Here is a 19163-nt window from a genome sequence, read left to right on the forward strand (position 1 = left end):
GATCGCGCCGGTAGCGTGGACACATGCCTGTGCGTTCCCCCTTCTCGTGTGTCCTGTGGGACGTCGACGGCACTCTCGTCGACGCGTCCGAGGGGATCCTCCGCCGACTGACCATCACGCTCGAGCACTTCGGGCGCACTCCTCCGACCCGCGGCGAGCTCTCGCGCTGGATCGGTCCGCCCATGTTCGAGTCGTTCCAGGTGAACGTCGGCATGACCCCCGAGCAGTCGACCGAGGCCGTCGCCTTCTACCGCGGCCTCAACAAGAGCGAGGGATACACCGTCAGCGCGCGGCTCTACCCCGGTGTCGCCGAGCTCGTGCACGACCTCCACGCCGCGGGCGTCCCGCAGTCGACCGCGAGCTCGAAGCCCGAGGTGCAGGTCGTCGCCCTCATGGACCACTTCGGCCTCGCCCCCGACCTCGAGGCGATCGTCGGCGCCTCGCTCGATGAGCGCAGCCTGAGCGCGAAGTCCGACATCGTGCGCGAGGCGCTGCGTCGCCTCGAAGCCAACGGGGTCGACACCTCGCGTCCCGTCCTCATCGGCGATCGGCACCACGACGTCGAGGGCGGAGCGGATGCCGGAGTGCCCGTCATCTTCGTCCGGTGGGGCTTCAGCTGGCCCTACGAGGCCGACGGCGCCCAGGCCGCGGTCGACGACATCGATCAGCTGCGCGCCCTGCTCCTCGTCCCCGACGAGGAGGAAGCCGTCGTGCCCCGTGTCTGACGTCTCGTGGGCGGTCCCGACGGCGCTGGCCATCGTGGCGGCCCTCGTCGTGGCCCTCGTCATCGTCCTGGTGGTGCGCGCGCGCCGCCGCTCCCCTCGCGCCCACGCCGCCGCCGATGCGGCCCGGATCGCCGCCGCGGAAGCCCTCCTTCGTCTGGACGACGCGGCAACCGACCTCGACATCGCGTTCGAGGCATCCGAGGCTCTGACGGACGGCGATTCGACGAGCGCTCTGCGTCGCGCCCGCGCGGCGGCCCTGCGCGCACGCGATCGCGGTTTCGCCGAGCTCGCCGCGCTCTCGGTCTCGACGGCGGTCCCCGCCCGACGACGCGCGGTGACCGAGGCCCTGCGCGCGCAGTTCGAGACCCAGCTCGAGACGATCGCCCGCACGCGCATCGACCTCGCCGAGTGGACGCGGACGCACGGTACCGCCGCGGGTCGCGTGACGGCGGCGCGGGCGCGGCGCGACGAGGTCGTCCGCACCGCCGGCGACCCGGCCCCCCTCATCGCCACGCTGCGCGACCGGTTCGCCGAAGACGACTGGCGCAACGCGGCCGACTCCGCCGACGCCGCGGCCGCTGCCCTCGCGGAGGCCGACGCCGCCCTCGACGCGGCCGAGGCCACGCCCGACACGAGCGAGACCGATCTTCTGGTCCACCGGGCGACGGATGCCGTGCGCCGCGCGGCCCGGCACCTGCGAGCCGTCGAGGACGCCCACCGCATCGCCCTCCAAGCCGCCGACAACGCCGGGACCGAGCTCGCGGCCGCGCGGGAGGAGCTCGTCGCGGCGGTCGAGATCGCCGAGGCGCGACCGGCGGAGTGCGCACCCGACGCCGCCGAGCGGCTCCGCGCCGCGAGGCGCGACCTCGATGCGGCCGCAGACGAGGCCGACCGACGTCCGCACACGGCGATCGAGACGGTGGCCCGTATCCGCGAACTGCGCGACGAGGTGCTCCTCGACGCTCCGAGCCCGCGACGACGCCTCGAGGCAGCCCGCGCCGCCCTTCCCGGCACGCTGGCGTGTGCGCGCGCTGCCCTCGCGGCCGCGGAGGCCCGCGACGACCGATCGATCGAGGCGCGCCTGCGACGCGACCGCGCGCGACGGGAGTTGGCGGCCGCGCGGGCCGCCACGGACGCGGGCGTGGCCCTCGAGAACGCCCGAACCGCCTGGCGAGCGACTTCCGCGCGCTGACGGCCATCCGCCCCGGTGCCCTATCGTGAGCGGCATGGGGGAGAACACCACGGTCCGCCGCTCGCTTCACGTGCTGCGCCGCGTGCCCGCCACGCTCGCACTGGCCGGCATCCTGATCGTCGTCGGTGTCGTCGGGGCGGGTCTGTGGCATCCCTTCTCCACCTCCGACCTGTTCCCGACGGTGGCGTACGGTCTGCCGGCCCTTGAGGAGGGCCGTTGGTGGACGCCGATCACCGGCACGTTCTTCCTCGACGCGCCGTGGGTCTACGCGCCGATCCTGGTCGGTCTCGTGGGCATGGGCTATGTCGAGTTCCGCCGCGGTTCGCTCGTGGCAGCGGGATACTTCACCGCGGGCCAGCTCGTCTCGGTACTGGCCTCGGCGCTCTTCCTCTGGGCGGCCGCCCTGCTCCCCTGGCCGTGGGCCCAGCAGCAGGCCACCGTCCTCGACGTCGGTCCCTCCGGGGGCGTCGTCGCGACGATCGCCGCAGCCGTCTCGCTCCTCCCCTCGCCGTGGCGCCTGCGCGCCTGGACGGTCCTGGTCGCCGGCCTGTCCGTGACCCTGCTCTACTGGGGCACGCTGCCCGATCTCGAGCACGCCTTCGCGGTGGCGTTCGTGCTCGTGCTCGACCGCTCTCTTCGTCCGCAGCGCGTGTCCGTGCGCGAGCAGCGTCTCATCGCGTTCGTCGTGGTCTGCGCGCTCGGCGCCATCGAGATCCTCACGTTCCTCAGCCCCACGACGGGTCCCTTCGGAACCTCCGAACCCGTCTCGGGCTCGTGGGTCGACGTCGCGGTGAACACGGTGCTCGTTCTCGTCGTGGCCACCGGCATCCGACGCGGCCGCCGCTGGGCATGGGTGCTCCTCATCGCGTACGCCGCGCTGAACGCCGTGATCGTGCTGTTCCTCGCGCTGATCGTGCTGCTCGGCGGAGCCGCCGGTTTCGAGACCCTGCTCGGGGCCGACCTCACGATCACACTGGCCTCCTCGCTGCTGTGGACCATCGTGTTCGTCTACCTGGTGCTCGTCCGCGCCGCATTCCGCGCCCGTCCGCGGGCCGCGCTCGGCGACACTCCCGCGCCGAGCGTCGACGAGGTGAAGGCGGAGTTGCACCGCTCCGGCGGCGGCACCCTGTCGTGGATGACCACGTGGGAGGGGATGTCGTACGCGCGCTTCGGTCGCGGCATCGTCGCGTTCCAGCGTCGAACGGGTGTGGCGCTCGCCCTGGGCGACGCGCTCGGTCCCGCGGAGGTGCGCGCCGCGACCGTGCGCGCGTTCATCGACCGCGCCGAGGCAGCCGGTCTCGCGCCCTGCTTCTTCAGCGCCGGAGAAGAGACACGCGCGGCCGTGCCCGAGGGGTGGCGCAGCATCGTCGTCGCCGACGACACCATCGTCGACCTGCCCGGCCTCGCGTTCACCGGCAAGGCGTGGGGCGCCGTCCGCACCTCGCTCAACCGCGGCGAGCGCGAGGGTATGACCTTCCGTCTCTCCCGTCTCGCCGACGAGACCTGGGGCGTACGACAGCAGCTGCGGGCCATCTCCGACAGCTGGGTCGGCGAGAAGGGCCTCCCCGAGATGGGCTTCACCCTGGGAACGCTCCACGAGGCGAACGACCCCGAGGTGCGTGTCGCCCTCGCGATCTCACCCGCCGGCGACGTCGACGGGTTCCTGTCGTGGCTGCCCGTGTACGGCGAGGGCCGCGTACGCGGCTGGACCCTCGATCTCATGCGCCGACGCGACGGAGGCTTCGGCCCCGTGATGGAGTACCTCATCGGCTCGTCCGCGCTGCAGTTCTCGAGCGAAGGAGCCGAGGTCATGTCGCTCTCCGGGGCCCCGCTCGCGCACGAGTACCCCGCGGATGCCGGACCCATCGCCGACCTGCAGCAGCGCATGGCCACGATGCTCGAGCCGGTCTACGGCTTCGCGTCGCTGCACCGGTTCAAGCAGAAGTTCCAGCCTCGCTACGAGACGATGTACCTGCTCTACCGCGACGAGGCCGACCTCACGCGCATCGGCACCGCTCTGACCCGAGCATTCCTGCCGCACGCGACGATCCGGCAGTTCGCCGCCGCCGGTCTCGACCTCGTGCGCCACGAACACTGATCGGCCGGACACGAGGGATGCCGTCGTGCCCGGCCGAGGTCACCCCGGGGCTGCCGGGGTGAGAGGTCAGATGGGGCGGATGTCTTCCGCCTGCAGGCCCTTCGGGCCCTGCGCGATCTCGAACTCGACGCGCTGGTTCTCTTCGAGCGAGCGATAGCCGCCCGACTGGATCGCGCTGTAGTGCGCGAAGACGTCCTGCCCGCCGTCATCGGGGGCGATGAAGCCGAAGCCCTTCTCCGAGTTGAACCATTTGACCGTGCCCTGCGTGCTCATCGACATGCCGTTTTCCGCTTGAGCCGGCACCGTGCGCGCCGGACTTGCCCCCAAAGTAACGCCCGGGTGGAAACAGCGCACGAACCCGTGACACAAACGTTGCACGTCGAGAAAACGGCCGAAGCCCATACGACGCCCGGGCTGAGCAGAGCTCGAAGCCCGGGCGTCGACGGATCCCCCCGGATATGTCACGCGAGGCGTGACGGAGATGACATTACAGCCGCGGAAGGCCTCTGCGCGACACGAAAGCTGTGAATACGTAACGCAAAGTCGAAGACTGTGATACTCGCGCGACGTAAACTCCGCGTGATGAGCGCTCCCCCGTCCCGGTTCGCCCTCGTCGACGAGGCCTACGCGGCCCTCGGCGAGGCGATCGTCGACGGCCGCCTCCGGCCCGGGGATCGCTTGCGCGACGTGGAGCTGGCCGCCCACATGGGCATCTCGCGGACCCCCGTGCGCGAAGCGCTGCAGAAGCTGCAGCGCATCGGCCTGGTCGAGGTCGCCGCGAACCGCTACACGCGGGTCGCCGCGCTGACGGACCGCGCGCGCAACGACATGCGCGAGTACGCCGCGCACACGATCGCTTCGGCGATGCGCGTCGCTCTCCCGCGCTGCACACCCGAAGAACTCGACACCGCCCTGCGCCACGTCGACGCGATGCGCGACGCCGAGTCCTCGAAGGACTACGTCGCCGCCGTCCTGGATCTGTACGCGCTCGTCGTGGCGTGCTCGCACAACATCCCCTTCCAGAGGACGCTCGAGCAGACCGACCTCGTCCTCCGGCGCAACCTCGAGGGATGGCAGAGCGTCACGGACGAGACGCGGCCCGTGCTCTTCGCGCACCTTCGCACCCAGCTCGCCGCGCGCGACGCGAACGGCGCGACCTGGACGTTCCTCGCCCTGCACGGCTTCGCCTGAGCGCGCAACCACTCGGCATCCCGCACCACGCCCCCGGTAGCGTGGCGCCATGGCCCACATCGACCTGCGCGAGCTGAACGACGACGATCGGGATGCCGCCTTCGCCGTCGTCCGTGACAGTTCCTCCTCGTGGCCCCGCGCCACGGTCGACACCCGCGAGGCGTTCGACGCCTGGGTCGCCGAGGACCGCGTGTCCGCCCGCGCAGTGGTCTCCGACGATGCCGTCGTCGGCCTCGCCGCCACGCTCGACGTCGACGGCGACCGCGAGATCCTCCTCGCCGTGGCCCCCGACGCGGTCGAGGGCGTGGCCACCGAGGCTCTGCGCCTGCTCACGTTCCTCGAGCCGGAACGCCCCCTCTACGCCTGCCTCGCCGCCGACGACGACCCCTCGCATGCCGTGCTCGCCGGTCTGGGCTTCGTCGAGGACTCGCGCGACGGCGACGACATCGTCTACGTGCTGCCCCCGACGCTGGAGTGAGATCGACATGGGTGAGATGACGTGGCAGGGCATCGTTCCGAGCGTGGTCCTGATCATCGCCGGCGGAGCGCTGTGGTGGTGGTCGATCGCCCTGACCGTGCGTGCGTACCGCGGCGAGCGCGTCCCGGTGTGGCGCAACCCGCCGAAGGCCCCGGGCCGGGCTATCGCCGCCCGCGCGTTCGGAGCGGCCGTGCTCACCCTCGGCGTCGGGATCGCGCCCTGGGGCCAGCTCGACGGGCCGTCCTGGCTCGGACCCCTGCTGGCGGGCTCGGTGGCCGCGGTGGTCCTGCTCGTGCCGTACTTCGCCGCCGTGGCGATCCACAACCGGCGCGTCGACGAGGCCTAGTTCGGCTCTTCGCTCTCCTCGAGCGGCTCGTCGGCGTCGACCGACGTGTCGTCCGTGGCGCTGTCCTCCTCCGCCGCCGCGGCCTGCTGGGCGGCGAGGGCGTACGCCTCTTCTTCTCTGCGCTTCTCCGACATGACGCCCAACCTAGGCGCGTGCCGACGGGCGCGTAAAGGTCAGCGGCGCGAGAGGGTCGCGACGATCGGCCGGTGGTCGCTGCCGGCGTCGTCGAAGTCGGTGCGCACCTCGAACCCGCGCACCTCCCACGCCGACCCGACGAGCACGTGGTCGATGGGCGCCGCAAGCCCCGGGGGAAGGCGCACCGGCCAGGTTCCCACCGCGGCCGCTCCCGCCTCGGCGGCGGCATCCCGGCACTCTCCCACCGTTCCGCCGTTCCGCCCCAGACCCGCGAGGTGATCGAGCGTGGAGTTGAGGTCGCCGGCGAGGATGACGTCGGGACTCGAGCACTGCGCCGCCACCCAGTCCATCCCCTCGGTCCAGTCGGTCATGATCAGCGGCAACGGGGGCAGCGGGTGCGCGGCGACGAGCGTCGGTCCCCCGCCCTGAGCCGGTCGGAAGACGCCGCTGGGCACGCCGGGTGTCGAACCGGCCGCGAGATCGAGAACATAGGGCCCCATCGACTCCGCGACGAGAAGCGTCGTGGGCACCGGGTCGTCCCCCGGGGCGGCGACGAGCGTCGAGGGTGTCATGCGGATCCCCTCGCGGGACAGGATGCCGACGACCTCCGCCGCCGCGTCCGCGTCGGTCTCGGGCAGGCTCACGACGTCCGCCCCGGTCTCGCGGACGAGTCGGGCGATGCTCTCGGGTGAGGCTCCGCCCCCGTAGGTGTTCCACGCCACCACGACCAGCTCGCCCCCGGGAGCCGACCCGCCCCCACCGCGCACGACGAGCACGGCACCGTTTCCGAGCGACGCCGCGGCGAGCACCATCGCCAGCCCCGCCGCCACACCCCACCGCCGCCGGAGCAGGGCGATGACGCCCGCGACCACGGCGAGCGCGGCGAAACCGAGGGCCAGGATGCCGCGGAAGGGGATCAGCTGCGCCACGCCCTGCAGCCGCTGCGCGCCGACCACCTGCGGCCACACCGCCACGACGGCGAGGACACCGCCGAGGACGAGCGTCACGATCAGGCCGGTGCGTCGGGTCTTCGGCATCCGACCAGTAAACCCGACTGCCCGCGCGGAGCAGAGAGCGCCGATGCCGAGAGCGGTTTGGCCACCACGTGACCCTCGCCTAACGTGGACCGAATGGCCGACACCCTTGCCGACCGACGTTCGCCCCTCCGCCCCGCTCTCGATGTGGTCCGCGGCGCCCTGATCGGGGCGGTGGAAGTCATCCCGGGGGTCAGCGGGGGCACGGTCGCGTTGATCGTGGGGGTGTACGCGACGCTGATCGATGCGGCGAGTCACATCGTGCGCGGCACGGTCGCGGCGACAGACGTCGTGCGCGGGCGCGGACTCGCACGCAGCGCCCGACACTTCCGGGCGGTCCGGTGGCGCGTGGTCGCGCCGGTGCTCATCGGCATGGTGCTCGCGGTCGTGCTGGGTGCGCGCATCCTCGCTCCCCTGGTGCAGGAGTACCCGACCGAGACGCGCGCGGTCTTCGGAGGAATGATCGCGGCATCCCTGCTCATCCCCATCCGCCTGCTGGGCCGCGGGTGGACGTGGCGGCTGGGCCTTCTCGCGCTCGTCGCCGCCGTGGCCGCCTTCATCCTCACCGGCCTGCCCTCGGGCTCGATCGAAGACCCACCGCTCGTCGTCGTCGCGCTGGCGGCCTCGGTCGCGGTCTGCGCCCTCGTGCTGCCGGGGCTCTCGGGAGCATTCCTGCTGCTCGTGTTCGGCCTCTACGAGACGACGCTGGTCGCGCTGAACGAGCGCGACCTGCCCTACATCCTGGCGTTCGCCGTCGGCGCGGTCGTCGGGCTGAGCCTCTTCGTCAACGTCCTGCGCGTGCTCCTCGCGCGGTTCCACGCCGGAATGCTCGCCCTGATGACGGGGTTGATGCTCGGCTCGCTCCGCGCCCTCTGGCCCTGGCAGGACGACGCCGGGCAGTCCCTCGCCCCGTCGGGGGACATCGCCGTCACGGTGCTGCTCGCCGCGGCCGGTGCCGCAGTCGTGCTGTTCGTGGTGTGGATGCAGGCGCGCCTGACGACGAAACCTTCCTGACTCGAGCGGCACCCGACAGATCCGGAGGAGTGCAACGAGATCGGATGCCAGAGGGCTTGGCATCCGATTCTGTTCGCCGTGTCCGATTCCGGTGCCCCCCTCGCGCGGGTCTCAAATTCTCCCACTCCCGCAGACAACGAAGAGGGCCCCGGGAAACCCCGGGGCCCTCTTCGTTGTGTGCGCGAGGGGGGACTTGAACCCCCACGCCCGTGAAGGCACTGGCACCTGAAGCCAGCGCGTCTACCTATTCCGCCACTCGCGCGTGCGCGGCATCCAGGATGCCACGCGACCAACTTCCCGAGAATATCACGGCCGCGACGGCGCAGCGAAACGCGGCGTCGGAAGCGGCATCCATGACCTGCACAGCCGCCCTGACTACGATGTGCCTACTGGTCTGCCTGCCCGAAGGAGTCTCGTGGGACTACTCGACAGTTTCGAGAAGGGTCTCGAACGCGCCGTCAATGGTGCGTTCGCGAAGACCTTCCGCAGTGGCATCCAGCCGGTGGAGATCGCCTCGGCACTGCGCAGTGAGCTCGACAAGAAGGCCGTCGTGGTCACCCGCGACCGCATCCTCGCGCCCAACACGTTCGCGGTGCGCCTCTCGCCCGCCGACGACGAGAAGATGGGCGCGCTGGGGTCGACCCTGGTGACCGAACTCACCACGCTCGTCAAGAAGCACGCGAGTACGCAGGGCTACTCGTTCGCCGGTCCGCTCTCGATCTCGATCGAGCGGGACCCGTCCCTGTCGACCGGAACGCTCCGCGTCGACTCGCAGACGAGCGAAGGCCAGGTGGCCTGGCGCGGCGTCGTCGACATCGACGGCACCCGTCACGAACTCACGCGGGCCCGCACGGTCATCGGGCGCGGCAGCGACGCCGACATCACGATCCCCGACGCGGGCACCAGCCGCAAGCACGTCGAGATCCTGTGGGACGGCGAGCGAGCCATGGTCCGCGACCTGGGGTCGACGAACGGCACCACCCTCAACGGCCGTAAGGTGTCAGAAGCCGCACTGCCGCCTGACTCGACCATCTCCATCGGTCGCACCACGATCGTGTTCCGTGTGGTGGCGCAGGCACAGCCGGCCCGACGCGCGGCGGTTTCCGACGCCACACGTATGTTCGACGTTCGGGAGCGGGGGCCCCTGTCATGAGTCCGTTGACTCTTCTGCTGCTGCAGGGCGGCTTCCTCGTCCTCATGTGGTTCTTCGTGTTCGGAGTGGTCTACTCCCTGCGCGCCGACCTGTTCGGCGTGAAGGTGCGCAAGCTGCCCGAGCCGGCGGCATCCGCCCCCGTAGCTCCGGCGCCCGTCGCCTCTCCCGACGCGGTGACCACGCAGGTCAAGCGGCCGGCGCCCCCGGCGCCCGCTCCCGCGGGCGGCCTCGCGACCACCGACACCGTGTCGCGCATCGTCATCACGAGCGGCCCCAAGGTCGGCCTCGAGCTCCCGCTGGGCACCGAGCCGCTCACGATCGGTCGCTCGAGCGAGTCCGGTCTCGTCGTGCGCGACGACTACACCTCGAGCCACCACGCACGCCTCGTGCTGTGGGGCAACCAGTGGATGCTGCAGGACCTCGACTCGACCAACGGCACCACGCACGACGGGGTGCGCGTGGCATCCCCCGTGCAGGTGAAGGTCGGCGCCCCGATCAAGGTGGGCGCGACGACCTTCGAGCTGAGGAAGTAACCCTCCTCCATGGTCTTCCAGGGCTCGAGCGCCGCCATCTCCCACACGGGCAAGGTGCGCTCCAACAATCAGGATTCGGGCTATTCCGGCTCGAATCTCTTCGTGGTCGCCGACGGCATGGGCGGTCACGCGGGCGGTGATGTCGCGTCGAGCCTCGCGATCCACCGTCTGACCGAGCTCGACCAGCCCTTCCCGACCCCCTCCGACGCCGAGCACGCTCTGCGCGACGCGCTCTCCGACACCGCGGCCGAACTGATCGACACGGTCGCCCGCCGGCCCGAGCTCGCGGGCATGGGAACCACCGTCAGCGCGCTCATCATGGTCGACGACTACGCGGTCATCGGGCACATCGGCGACTCGCGCATCTACCTGTACCGCGACGGCGAGCTCACGCAGATCACGACCGACCACACGTTCGTGCAGCGGCTCGTCGACTCCGGCCGCATCACCCCCGAAGAGGCGCGGTATCACCCGCGGCGCTCGGTCCTCATGCGCGTCCTCGGCGACATGGATCCCGATCCCGAGATCGACACGTTCATCATGCCGACCCAGGACGGCGACCGCTGGCTGCTGTGCTCGGACGGGCTCTCGGGCGTCGTCGACGACACGCACACCGACCGCACGCTGGCCCTCGGGATGCCGCCCGCGCGCACCGCCGACGCGCTCCTGAAGCAGGCGCTCGACGGAGGAGCACCCGACAACGTCACGGTCGTCATCGTCGATGTGGGCGGTCAACACCCGCTGTTCACCGGTACCCCGACGATCGTCGGCTCCGCCCTGAACCCGGCCGGCGTGGTCGTCCCCGCGGGTCGACCGGCCCGCTCGAACTGGCTGCACCCCGTCCGCCAGGCGGCGAACGAGCCGACGCACTTCGAGCCCGCCGCGGAGTTCCTCGAGGAGCTCATCGAGGAGGACCGTCGCCGGGCGCGCCGTCGTCGTCTCGGCTGGTTGGCGGCGCTGGTGCTCGTCCTCGCCGGCATCGGCCTCAGCCTCTTCGCCGGGTACAACTGGACGCAGACGCGGTACTACGTCGGCGCCGACGACGACTCGGTCGTCATCTACCGCGGCATCCAGCAGTCCATCGGACCGATCTCCCTGTCATCGGTGTACGAAGACACGAACATCGTCCTCGCCGACCTCACCGACTTCGACCGCCAGACCGTCGAAGCCACGATCTCCGCGCGCTCCCTCTCGGATGCCGAGCAGATCGTGCAGCGCCTGCGTCCCGCCCAGGAGGCCAGCGGATGACCGATCAGAAGCTGACCCGCGATAACGCCGTGTCGACCGACACGGCCGTCATGCGCGCGCTGAAGAAGATCCGCGTCCCCGCCACGCAGCGCAATCGCGAGCTGGGCCTGCTGCTCTTCGCGATCGTCGTCTACGGCGCCGCGCTCGTGCTCGTCCAGCTGGGCGTGAACGGTACCGTCGAATCGGGCTTCCTCACGCTCGCGAGCATCCCGGCCGTCCTCGCGTTGATCATGCACATCGTCCTGCGCCTGCGCGCGCGGGATGCGGACCCCTTCGTCCTCCCGATCGCCACGGTGCTCACGGGCATCGGCATCGCGATGATCTACCGGATCGACCTCGCGGTGCGTCTCCAGGGCTGGGATGCCACCTCCAACCGCCAGATCGCCTGGGCGGCCATCGCTCTGGTAGCCGCCCTCGCCGTGGTGATCTTCGTGCGCAACTACCGCGTGCTGTTCCGCTACACCTATCTCTCGGGCCTCATCGGCATCCTGCTCCTCCTCCTGCCGTTCGTCCCGGGCCTGGGAACGGAGCAGAACGCCGACGTGTGGGTCTCGCTCGGTTTCGTGTCGTTCCAGCCGGGCGAGCTCGCGAAGATCTGCCTCGCGATCTTCTTCGCCGGATACCTGGTGCGCACGCGCGAGAGCCTCACCTCCACCGGGACGCGCTTCCTCTTCATGACGTGGCCGCGTGCCCGCGAGCTCGGCCCTCTCCTGATCATCTGGCTCGTCTCGCTCGGCATCATCGTCCTCCAGCGCGACCTCGGTACGGGTCTGCTCATCTTCGGCATGTTCGTCGCGATGCTCTACGTCGCGACCGGCAAGACGAGCTGGGTGCTGATCGGCGTGGTCCTGGCCGCGACCGGGGCGTTCCTGGCATCCCGGGTCCTCCCCTACGTCAACGGCCGCTTCGCCAACTGGCTCGACGCCTTCAACCCGGAGATCGTGAACCGCGACGGCGGCAGCTACCAGCTCGTGCAGGGCATCTTCGGCCTCTCGCACGGCGGGCTGTTCGGCACCGGTCTGGGCCAGGGGCGCCCCTACATCACGCCCCTCTCCCAGAGCGACTACATCGTCCCCAGCCTCGGCGAAGAGCTGGGCCTCGTCGGCCTCTTCGCGATCCTCGCGCTGTACATGGTGTTCGCGAGCCGCGGCATCCGCATCGGTCTGGCCGGCCAGGACGATTTCGGCAAGCTCCTCGCCACCGGCTTCTCGTTCACCATCGCACTGCAGGTGTTCATCATGGTCGGCGGTGTCACACGCGTCATTCCGCTGACCGGCCTCACGACCCCGTTCCTCGCCGCCGGCGGCTCCTCGCTCGTGGCCAACTGGATCATCGTCGCGTTCCTGCTGCGGATCTCGGATGCCGTGCGCAGCCGCCCCCGGGTGGTGATCGGTTGATGACGCCCACGACCGCACCGACGACCGCGCTCGCGCGCGCTCCCCGACCGGAGGAGGCACCGTGACCAAAGAACTCCGACGCCTCAGCATCGTGATGCTGGCGATGTTCGTCGCCCTGTTCGCCTCGACGAGCGTCATCCAGGTCGCCCAAGCGGGGAACCTCACGAACACTCCGGGCAACACACGTGCCCTGTACGACTCGTACGAGATCCAGCGCGGCTCGATCATCGCGAGCGGCACTCCCATCGCCCAGTCGGTGCCCGCCGACGACGTCTACAGCTGGCAGCGCCAGTACACGGACGCGCAGATGTGGGCTCCGGTCACCGGGTACGTCAACGCGGTGCTCGACTCGCGGACGCAGATCGAAGACGCCGAGAACACCGTCTTGAGCGGCTCGGGCGAGAACGAGTTCTTCTCGCGCATCAACCGCGCGATCACGGGTCAGGCTCCTCGCGGAGCGAACGTGGAGCTGTCGCTCGACGCGAACGTCCAGCGCGCCGCGTGGGACGCCCTCGGCGGCCTGCAGGGCGCCGTCGTCGCCATCGAGCCGTCGACCGGTCGCATCCTGGCCATGGTGTCCACCCCGAGCTTCGACACCAACGCCCTCGCCTCGCACGACACGGATGCCGTCAACTCCACGTACGACCAGCTGATGTCGGACCCCTCGCAGCCGATGGACAACCGCGCCATCGCGGGCAACCTCAACCCTCCGGGATCGACGTTCAAGCTCGTCGTGGCATCGGCGGCCCTGGCATCCGGGAAGTACACGCCCGACTCGTCCTTCCCCAACGTGGCCCAGTACACGCTTCCGCAGTCGACGAGCGTCGTGCAGAACGCGGGCGGCGGAACGTGCGGCGGAGGCGACACCGTGACGATCGCCACGGCGCTCCGGCTGAGCTGCAACATCCCGATGGCCGAGCTGGCCGTCGAGCTCGGCGACGACGCGATCCGCGCCGAGGCGGAGAAGTACGGCTTCAACAAGCAGTTCTCGATGCCGCTCACCTCGACCGCGTCCAACTACCCGTCGGGTCTCGACGCCGCGCAGACCGCGCTCAGCGGTTTCGGACAGGGCCAGGTCACGGCGACACCGCTGCAGATGGCGATGGTGTCCGCCGGGATCGCCAACGGTGGCGTGGTCATGAACCCGCGGATGATCGATCGGGTCATCGAGTCGGACCTGTCGGTGACCGACGAGCGCTCCGACAGCGAGTTCGGCCGCGCACTCGATGCGAATCTCGACGCGCAGATGGTTTCGATGATGACGGCGAACGTCCAGGACGGCGCCGCGTCGAATGCAAGAATAGACGGGGTCCAGGTCGCGGGTAAGACCGGGACCGCCGAGAACGGGGCGTCCCGACCGTTCTCGCTCTGGTTCACGGGGTTCGCTCCGGCCGACGACCCCAAGGTCGCCGTCGCCGTGGTGGTCGAGAACGGCGGGGGCCAGGGGCAGAGCGGGAGCGGCAACGACATCGCCGCCCCGATAGCGAAGAAGGTCATGGAGGCGGTGCTGGGTAAATGAGACCGACGCAGGGAGTGACCTTCGGAGGACGCTACGAGCTCGATTCGCGTATTGCGATCGGCGGCATGGGCGAGGTGTGGGAGGCGACGGATCACGTCATCGGACGCACCGTCGCCATCAAGATCCTCAAAGACGAGTACATGGGCGACCCCGGGTTCCTCGAGCGCTTCCGCGCCGAGGCCCGTCACGCCGCCCTGGTGAACCACGAGGGCATCGCCAGCGTGTTCGACTACGGCGAGGAAGACGGGAGCGCCTTCCTCGTGATGGAGCTCGTCCCCGGCGAGGCCCTGTCGACGATCATCGAGCGCGAGGGTTCGCTCTCGACCGACAAGACGCTCGACATCGTGGCGCAGACGGCGGCGGCCCTTCAGGCCGCGCACGCGGCCGGTCTCGTCCACCGCGATATCAAGCCGGGCAACCTGCTCATCACGCCCGACGGTCGCGTCAAGATCACCGACTTCGGCATCGCCCGTATCGCCGACCAGGTGCCCCTGACGGCCACCGGCCAGGTCATGGGCACCGTGCAGTACCTCTCGCCCGAGCAGGCATCCGGTCACCCGGCGTCCCCGGCGACCGACATCTACTCGCTCGGCATCGTCGCGTACGAATGCCTCGCCGGCAAGCGTCCGTTCACGGGCGAGTCGCAGGTCGCCATCGCGATGGCGCAGATCAACGAGCAGCCCGCCCCGCTTCCCCCCACGGTCGCGGTACCGGTGCAGAACCTCGTGATGGCGATGATCGCGAAGAAGCCCGACGAGCGTCCCGCCTCCGCGGCCGCCGTCTCGCGCGCCGCGACGGCTCTGCGCCGTGGTGACCTCGCGGCCGCAGCCGCGGCCGTCCCCGCGATCGCCGCCGGCGCAGCCGTCGCCGACGACGTCACCCAGCTCCTCTCGCCCGGGCAGACGAGCGCGGCGACGCGCCTGATGCCGACGCCGGCCGCGACGTCGCTCCTCACCGAGGAGCACACCGAAGAGACCGTGCCGCCGAAGAAGAAGCGGAGCCGCCTCACGTGGCCGCTCATCGCTCTCATCGTCCTGCTCGTGCTCGTGCTCGGCGGGACCCTCGCCGCCCTGCTCACCAACCAGAACGAGCCGGATGCCGCTCCCTCGAGCAGCACGTCGACGGTGCCCACGCCGGCTCCGAGTCAGTCGACGCCGACCCCGTCCGCGACGCCGTCGCAGAGCCTCATCGATGTCGACGCGCTCGAGCTCGTGGGTCGTACCTGCGACGAGGCGCGCGCGATCCTCCGCGAGAACAACCTCGCGGCGACGTGCGCCACCGGAAACGCGGCGACCACCGCCGACGAGGTCGGCAAGGTGTACACCGTCGACCCGACCGGCCGTAACCCCGCCGGCACCAACATCACGGTGACCACGTACGGCGAAGAGACGCCGCTGACCCAGCCGGGCGCCCCCACGCTCCCGACGACGGTTCCGGCCGGTGCCACCGAGCAGGTCTCGTGGCAGCAGTACACCTGCCCCGCGGGCACGGGCAACGTCACGTCGTACAACTTCACGGCCACCGGCGGAACCTTCGTCACCAACGGCTCCTCCACCGCGTCGTTCTCCCCCGACGAGCGCAACGCCCAGCTGATGGTGAGCAACTCCCCCGGGTCGACCCTCAAGGTGACCTACACGGTGAGCTGCTCGAGCACCGACCGCACCGCCGGCCCCTCGGCCGAGGCATCCGCCACGATCACCGGTGGCTCGACGCCCAGCCCGAGCGCAAGCCCGAAGAACTGACCTCTCTCGCACAACGCACCACGCCTGGAGTTTTTTCGTGACCACTGAGACGCGCGTCCTGTCGGGGCGCTACCGCGTTGACGACCTCATCGGTCGTGGCGGCATGGCGAGCGTCTACCGCGGCTACGACCAGACCCTCGGGCGCACCGTGGCGATCAAGATCCTCAAGGCCGATCTCGCCGGCGACGCGGCGTTCCGCACGCGTTTCCGTCTCGAGGCGCAGGCCGCGTCGCGCATGGCGCACCCCACGATCGTGCGGGTGTTCGACGCCGGCGAAGACGTGGAGACGGGTCCGGACGGGCAGGAACGCCCCGTTCCGTACATCGTCATGGAGCTCGTGCACGGGCGGCTGCTGAAGGACATCATCGCGGCTGGCCCGGTGCCCACCGACGACGCCCTGCGGTACGCCGACGGCATCCTGGAGGCGTTGGAGTACTCGCACCGCGCCGGTGTCGTGCACCGCGACATCAAGCCCGGCAACGTGATGATCACCGAGGCCGGCGGGGTGAAGGTCATGGACTTCGGCATCGCCCGCGCGGTGTCGGACTCCTCCTCCACCGTCGCCGAGACCACGGCGATCGTCGGTACCGCCGCCTACTTCTCTCCCGAGCAGGCGAAGGGCGAGTCGGTCGACGCTCGCGCCGACCTGTACTCGACAGGCGTCGTCCTCTACGAGCTGCTCACCGGCCGCCCGCCCTTCCGCGGCGAGACCCCCGTCGCGGTGGCGTACCAGCACGTCAGCGAAGCCCCCGTCCCGCCGAGCGAGGTCAGCGAGACGGTGTCGACGGCTCTGGATGCCATCGTGCTCCGCGCCCTCGCGAAGGATCCGTTCCAGCGCCCGCAGGATGCCGCGAGCTTCCGCGAAGCTCTGGATGCCACCGTCGACGGCAAGGGCCCCACGAAGCGCCAGATGTCGGCGCTGTCGAACGAGCTGTACGGCCCCAACCCGCGTCAGGCGGCGGAGACGGCGCGTTCGCTGCGCCAGCTGAGCACCGATACGACCATGCGTCGCACGCAGCCCGGTCCTCCCGTCGCGTGGATCTGGGCCGGGGTCACGGTGCTCGCCGTTCTTCTGGTCGCCGTCCTGTTCTGGGTGATGCAGATCCAGCCGTCCAACGACGTCCCGTCCGCGGGCCGGGCGGTGCCGAACGTCGTGGACATGTCCTACGACCGCGCCGTCGAGACCCTCCAGGAGCAGGATCTCGTCGCCAAGCGCGTCGACGAGCCGAGTGACAAGATCGCCGCCGGCAACGTGACCCGGACGACGCCCACCGCCGACACGTCTGTCGCCGAGGGCCAGGAGATCGTCCTGTACGTCTCCAGCGGGCCCGATCTGGCCACGGTGCCCACCCTCGAGGGGATGAGCGAGGAAGCCGCGCGCACGGCGCTGCAGCAGGCGGGACTCTCCGTCGGATCCATCCGGCGCCAGAACGATCCCTCGCTCGCGGCCAACACCGTCATCTCCGCCAACGTCACGAACGGCGGGTCGTCGGCCAACGTCGAGGCGGGCTCCCCGCTCGCGAAGAACACGACGGTCAACCTCGTGGTCGCCAGTGGCCAGGTCGTGATCGTCGACTACACGGGATACACCGTGGATGCCGCGAAGCGCCAGCTCGAGTCCGACGCGATGCAGTTGACGGTCAAGACGCAGGAGGATCCCAGCTGCCCCGCGTCGAAGCCGTCGCCGACGGTCAAGACGCAGTCGCTGGCTCCCGGCGAGGTGCCGGTGCACAGCGAGATCACGCTGATCTCCTGCTCCGGCTCCTGATCCCCCGGGGGTGAAGAGCGGCGGCTCTCTCGATGGCGCCCGCGCACCCGGCATCCTGCATCCACCGTCCGAGCAGCTGATGCCCGCCCTCGGTGAGCACGCTCTCGGGGTGGAACTGCACGCCGACGAGGGGTGAGGAGCGGTGCCGAAGGCCCATGATGACACCGCTGTCGGTGCGGGCCGTCACCTCGAGCTCCGCCGGCAGGGTTTCCTCCGACACGGCCAGGGAGTGGTATCGGGTCGCCTCGAACCCATCGGGCAGGTCGGCGAAGACCCCGCGTCCGGAATGGCGGATCCGGCTCGTGATGCCGTGGAGGAGCTCGGGCGCGTGGCCCACCCGAGCACCGAAAGCGACCGCGATCGCCTGATGACCGAGGCACACACCGAGAAGCGGGATGCCGCCCGCGTGCGCGGCACGAACCACCTCGATCGACCGACCCGCGGCATCCGGATGCCCGGGGCCGGGCGAGATGACCACGGCATCCGCCCGATCCCCGAGCGAGTCCGCCACCGTGGGATCGTCGGCCGACACCGTCTCCACCGTGGCGCCGAGATCGCTCAGGTACCCGGCGAGCGTGTGGACGAAGCTGTCGCGATTGTCGACGACGACCACGCGCCATCGGCTCACTCGACCGTGACCTCCTGCGGGTACACGATGTCGCTCACCCAGGGGAAGACGTAGAAGAAGAGTCCGTAGAGCACCGCGGCCGCGAGGACGAGGAGAATGAGCACGCGCACCCACCAGGGTCCGGGCAGCACACGCCAGAGGGCTCCGTACATCAGGCGGCTCCAGAGGTCAGCGAGGCGGGGGCACCGTTGGCGCGAGGGGTGAACGACTCGAACACCCCGTAGCCGATGGCTCGTTCCGAGAACCCGTAACGGGGGCTGCACGTCGTCATCGTGATCAGGCGATCCGTCGCCTCGACCTGGTCCGCCTGCGGCACGGGCAGGAGCACGCCGACGCCGTCGGGCTGCACGTACTCGAGATTGCGGTAACGGTACGTGTACCAGCCGTCCGGGGTCTCGACCACGATCGCGTCTCCGATCCGCAGAGACGGGAGGTCGGCGAACGGCGCTCCGTGGCTGCCGCGGTGCCCCGCGACGGCGAAGTTGCCCACCTGTCCCGGCATCGCGTTGTCGGGATAGTGGCCGATGCCGATCGGGTCGAGCGTGACCGAGGAACTCACTCCGCCGGCGAGTTTGAACTGCCAGTCCGCACCGAGACGGGGGATGCGCATGACCCCGAACACCTCGCCGTTACCCGGCTGCGGGAGCGCCGGCGGATCGGCGGTCGCCGGCGCCGTCGGAGCGGGCGAAGCCGTGGGTGACCCGGAGGGAGAAGGGAGAGGCGGGGGCGGGTCGGTCGCCCACTGCTCGGTGAGGGAGTTCGCCTCGTTCTTGTACTGCGCGCCGATGATGGCGTCGCCGATCCACAGCTGCCACGCCACGAACAGCAGTACGAGAACTCCCGCGGTCAGCAGGAGATCGCCGATGACGCCGATCACCGATACGCCGCGCCGGCGCGCGGGACGCCGACGGGCATCGCGACGGGTCTGCGGCGAGGAGGCGGTGGACACCAGGCGATTCTAG

At 70.4% G+C, this 19163-nt stretch carries 20 protein-coding genes and 1 tRNA gene; 14 read left to right on the forward strand and 7 right to left on the reverse strand.

All coding sequences use genetic code 11. The annotated features are described in order from the left end of the window. Positions 1 to 23 precede the first annotated feature (23 nt). Genes MTES_RS07195 through MTES_RS07205 form a run of 3 tightly spaced genes read left to right on the forward strand, consistent with a single transcriptional unit; the run spans position 24 to position 4015 of the window. On the forward strand, positions 24 to 725 hold the full coding sequence (locus MTES_RS07195) for an HAD hydrolase-like protein (protein ID WP_013584565.1): 702 nt from the start codon (positions 24 to 26) through the stop codon (positions 723 to 725). After that, on the forward strand, positions 718 to 1917 hold the full coding sequence (locus tag MTES_RS07200; protein ID WP_013584566.1) for a hypothetical protein: 1200 nt from the start codon (positions 718 to 720) through the stop codon (positions 1915 to 1917). Before MTES_RS07195 ends, MTES_RS07200 begins: the two co-directional genes overlap by 8 nt. A 34-nt stretch (positions 1918 to 1951) precedes the next feature. Beyond that, entirely contained in the window at positions 1952 to 4015 is a 2064-nt protein-coding gene (locus MTES_RS07205) for a bifunctional lysylphosphatidylglycerol flippase/synthetase MprF (protein ID WP_013584567.1), read from the forward strand. Between the two features lie 66 nt (positions 4016 to 4081). On the opposite strand, the gene MTES_RS07210 is transcribed toward MTES_RS07205, so the two are convergent. Continuing rightward, positions 4082 to 4288: a cold-shock protein gene (locus MTES_RS07210; protein WP_043362388.1), complete on the reverse strand. Its 207-nt coding sequence runs from the start codon at positions 4286 to 4288 to the stop codon at positions 4082 to 4084. Positions 4289 to 4597: 309 nt separating this feature from the next. Between MTES_RS07210 and MTES_RS19515 the strand changes: the two genes are divergently transcribed. From MTES_RS19515 to MTES_RS07225, 3 genes are read left to right on the forward strand one after another with little or no spacing between them, the layout of a single operon-like run. Further along, positions 4598 to 5206, forward strand: coding sequence for a GntR family transcriptional regulator (locus MTES_RS19515; RefSeq protein WP_013584569.1), 609 nt, complete (start codon positions 4598 to 4600; stop codon positions 5204 to 5206). Positions 5207 to 5255: 49 nt separating this feature from the next. Continuing rightward, positions 5256 to 5684, forward strand: a complete 429-nt coding sequence (locus MTES_RS18445; protein WP_013584570.1) for a GNAT family N-acetyltransferase — start codon at positions 5256 to 5258, stop codon at positions 5682 to 5684. A 7-nt stretch (positions 5685 to 5691) separates the two neighbouring features. After that, positions 5692 to 6030, forward strand: coding sequence for a hypothetical protein (locus MTES_RS07225; RefSeq protein WP_013584571.1), 339 nt, complete (start codon positions 5692 to 5694; stop codon positions 6028 to 6030). Here the strand turns inward: MTES_RS07225 and MTES_RS19650 are convergent. Both MTES_RS19650 and MTES_RS07230 read right to left on the reverse strand, forming a co-directional pair. After that, entirely contained in the window at positions 6027 to 6164 is a 138-nt protein-coding gene (locus tag MTES_RS19650) for a hypothetical protein (RefSeq protein ID WP_013584572.1), read from the reverse strand. The two genes, MTES_RS07225 and MTES_RS19650, sit on opposite strands and share 4 nt — an antisense overlap. 39 nt (positions 6165 to 6203) lie before the next feature. Further along, positions 6204 to 7202: an endonuclease/exonuclease/phosphatase family protein gene (locus MTES_RS07230; RefSeq protein ID WP_013584573.1), complete on the reverse strand. Its 999-nt coding sequence runs from the start codon at positions 7200 to 7202 to the stop codon at positions 6204 to 6206. A gap of 93 nt (positions 7203 to 7295) precedes the next feature. Between MTES_RS07230 and MTES_RS07235 the strand changes: the two genes are divergently transcribed. Beyond that, positions 7296 to 8213 (forward strand): DUF368 domain-containing protein, encoded by a 918-nt coding sequence (locus MTES_RS07235; RefSeq protein WP_013584574.1) that lies wholly within the window; start codon positions 7296 to 7298, stop codon positions 8211 to 8213. A 178-nt stretch (positions 8214 to 8391) separates the two neighbouring features. Here the strand turns inward: MTES_RS07235 and MTES_RS07240 are convergent. Continuing rightward, positions 8392 to 8475: transfer RNA gene (locus tag MTES_RS07240), tRNA-Leu, on the reverse strand. Between the two features lie 153 nt (positions 8476 to 8628). Between MTES_RS07240 and MTES_RS07245 the strand changes: the two genes are divergently transcribed. From MTES_RS07245 to pknB, 7 genes are all read left to right on the forward strand, one after another. Further along, positions 8629 to 9366 (forward strand): FhaA domain-containing protein, encoded by a 738-nt coding sequence (locus MTES_RS07245; protein WP_013584575.1) that lies wholly within the window; start codon positions 8629 to 8631, stop codon positions 9364 to 9366. Then, positions 9363 to 9899, forward strand: a complete 537-nt coding sequence (locus MTES_RS07250; protein ID WP_013584576.1) for an FHA domain-containing protein FhaB/FipA — start codon at positions 9363 to 9365, stop codon at positions 9897 to 9899. The genes MTES_RS07245 and MTES_RS07250 overlap by 4 nt, the downstream gene beginning before the upstream one ends. Before the next feature lie 9 nt (positions 9900 to 9908). After that, positions 9909 to 11147 (forward strand): PP2C family protein-serine/threonine phosphatase, encoded by a 1239-nt coding sequence (locus MTES_RS07255; protein WP_013584577.1) that lies wholly within the window; start codon positions 9909 to 9911, stop codon positions 11145 to 11147. Beyond that, positions 11144 to 12544, forward strand: coding sequence for an FtsW/RodA/SpoVE family cell cycle protein (locus MTES_RS07260; RefSeq protein WP_013584578.1), 1401 nt, complete (start codon positions 11144 to 11146; stop codon positions 12542 to 12544). Before MTES_RS07255 ends, MTES_RS07260 begins: the two co-directional genes overlap by 4 nt. Positions 12545 to 12605: 61 nt before the next feature. Continuing rightward, positions 12606 to 14063: a peptidoglycan D,D-transpeptidase FtsI family protein gene (locus MTES_RS07265; RefSeq protein WP_013584579.1), complete on the forward strand. Its 1458-nt coding sequence runs from the start codon at positions 12606 to 12608 to the stop codon at positions 14061 to 14063. Beyond that, positions 14060 to 15805 carry a serine/threonine-protein kinase gene (locus MTES_RS07270; RefSeq protein ID WP_043361159.1) on the forward strand — a complete coding sequence of 582 codons (1746 nt, stop codon included), beginning with the start codon at positions 14060 to 14062 and terminating at the stop codon, positions 15803 to 15805. The genes MTES_RS07265 and MTES_RS07270 overlap by 4 nt, the downstream gene beginning before the upstream one ends. Before the next feature lie 37 nt (positions 15806 to 15842). Further along, complete coding sequence (gene pknB / locus MTES_RS07275; protein ID WP_013584581.1) at positions 15843 to 17573, forward strand: Stk1 family PASTA domain-containing Ser/Thr kinase; 1731 nt, start codon at positions 15843 to 15845, stop codon at positions 17571 to 17573. Here pknB and MTES_RS07280 read toward each other — a convergent pair. Genes MTES_RS07280 through MTES_RS07290 form a run of 3 tightly spaced genes read right to left on the reverse strand, consistent with a single transcriptional unit; the run spans position 17545 to position 19150 of the window. Further along, complete coding sequence (locus MTES_RS07280; protein ID WP_013584582.1) at positions 17545 to 18201, reverse strand: anthranilate synthase component II; 657 nt, start codon at positions 18199 to 18201, stop codon at positions 17545 to 17547. The genes pknB and MTES_RS07280 overlap by 29 nt on opposite strands. Next, positions 18198 to 18353 carry a hypothetical protein gene (locus MTES_RS19655; RefSeq protein ID WP_013584583.1) on the reverse strand — a complete coding sequence of 52 codons (156 nt, stop codon included), beginning with the start codon at positions 18351 to 18353 and terminating at the stop codon, positions 18198 to 18200. The genes MTES_RS07280 and MTES_RS19655 overlap by 4 nt, the downstream gene beginning before the upstream one ends. Next, positions 18353 to 19150: a class E sortase gene (locus tag MTES_RS07290; RefSeq protein WP_013584584.1), complete on the reverse strand. Its 798-nt coding sequence runs from the start codon at positions 19148 to 19150 to the stop codon at positions 18353 to 18355. The genes MTES_RS19655 and MTES_RS07290 overlap by 1 nt, the downstream gene beginning before the upstream one ends. Between the last annotated feature and the right edge of the window lie 13 nt (positions 19151 to 19163).

It is taken from the genome of Microbacterium testaceum StLB037 (genome assembly GCF_000202635.1).
Taxonomy (GTDB): domain Bacteria; phylum Actinomycetota; class Actinomycetes; order Actinomycetales; family Microbacteriaceae; genus Microbacterium; species Microbacterium testaceum_F.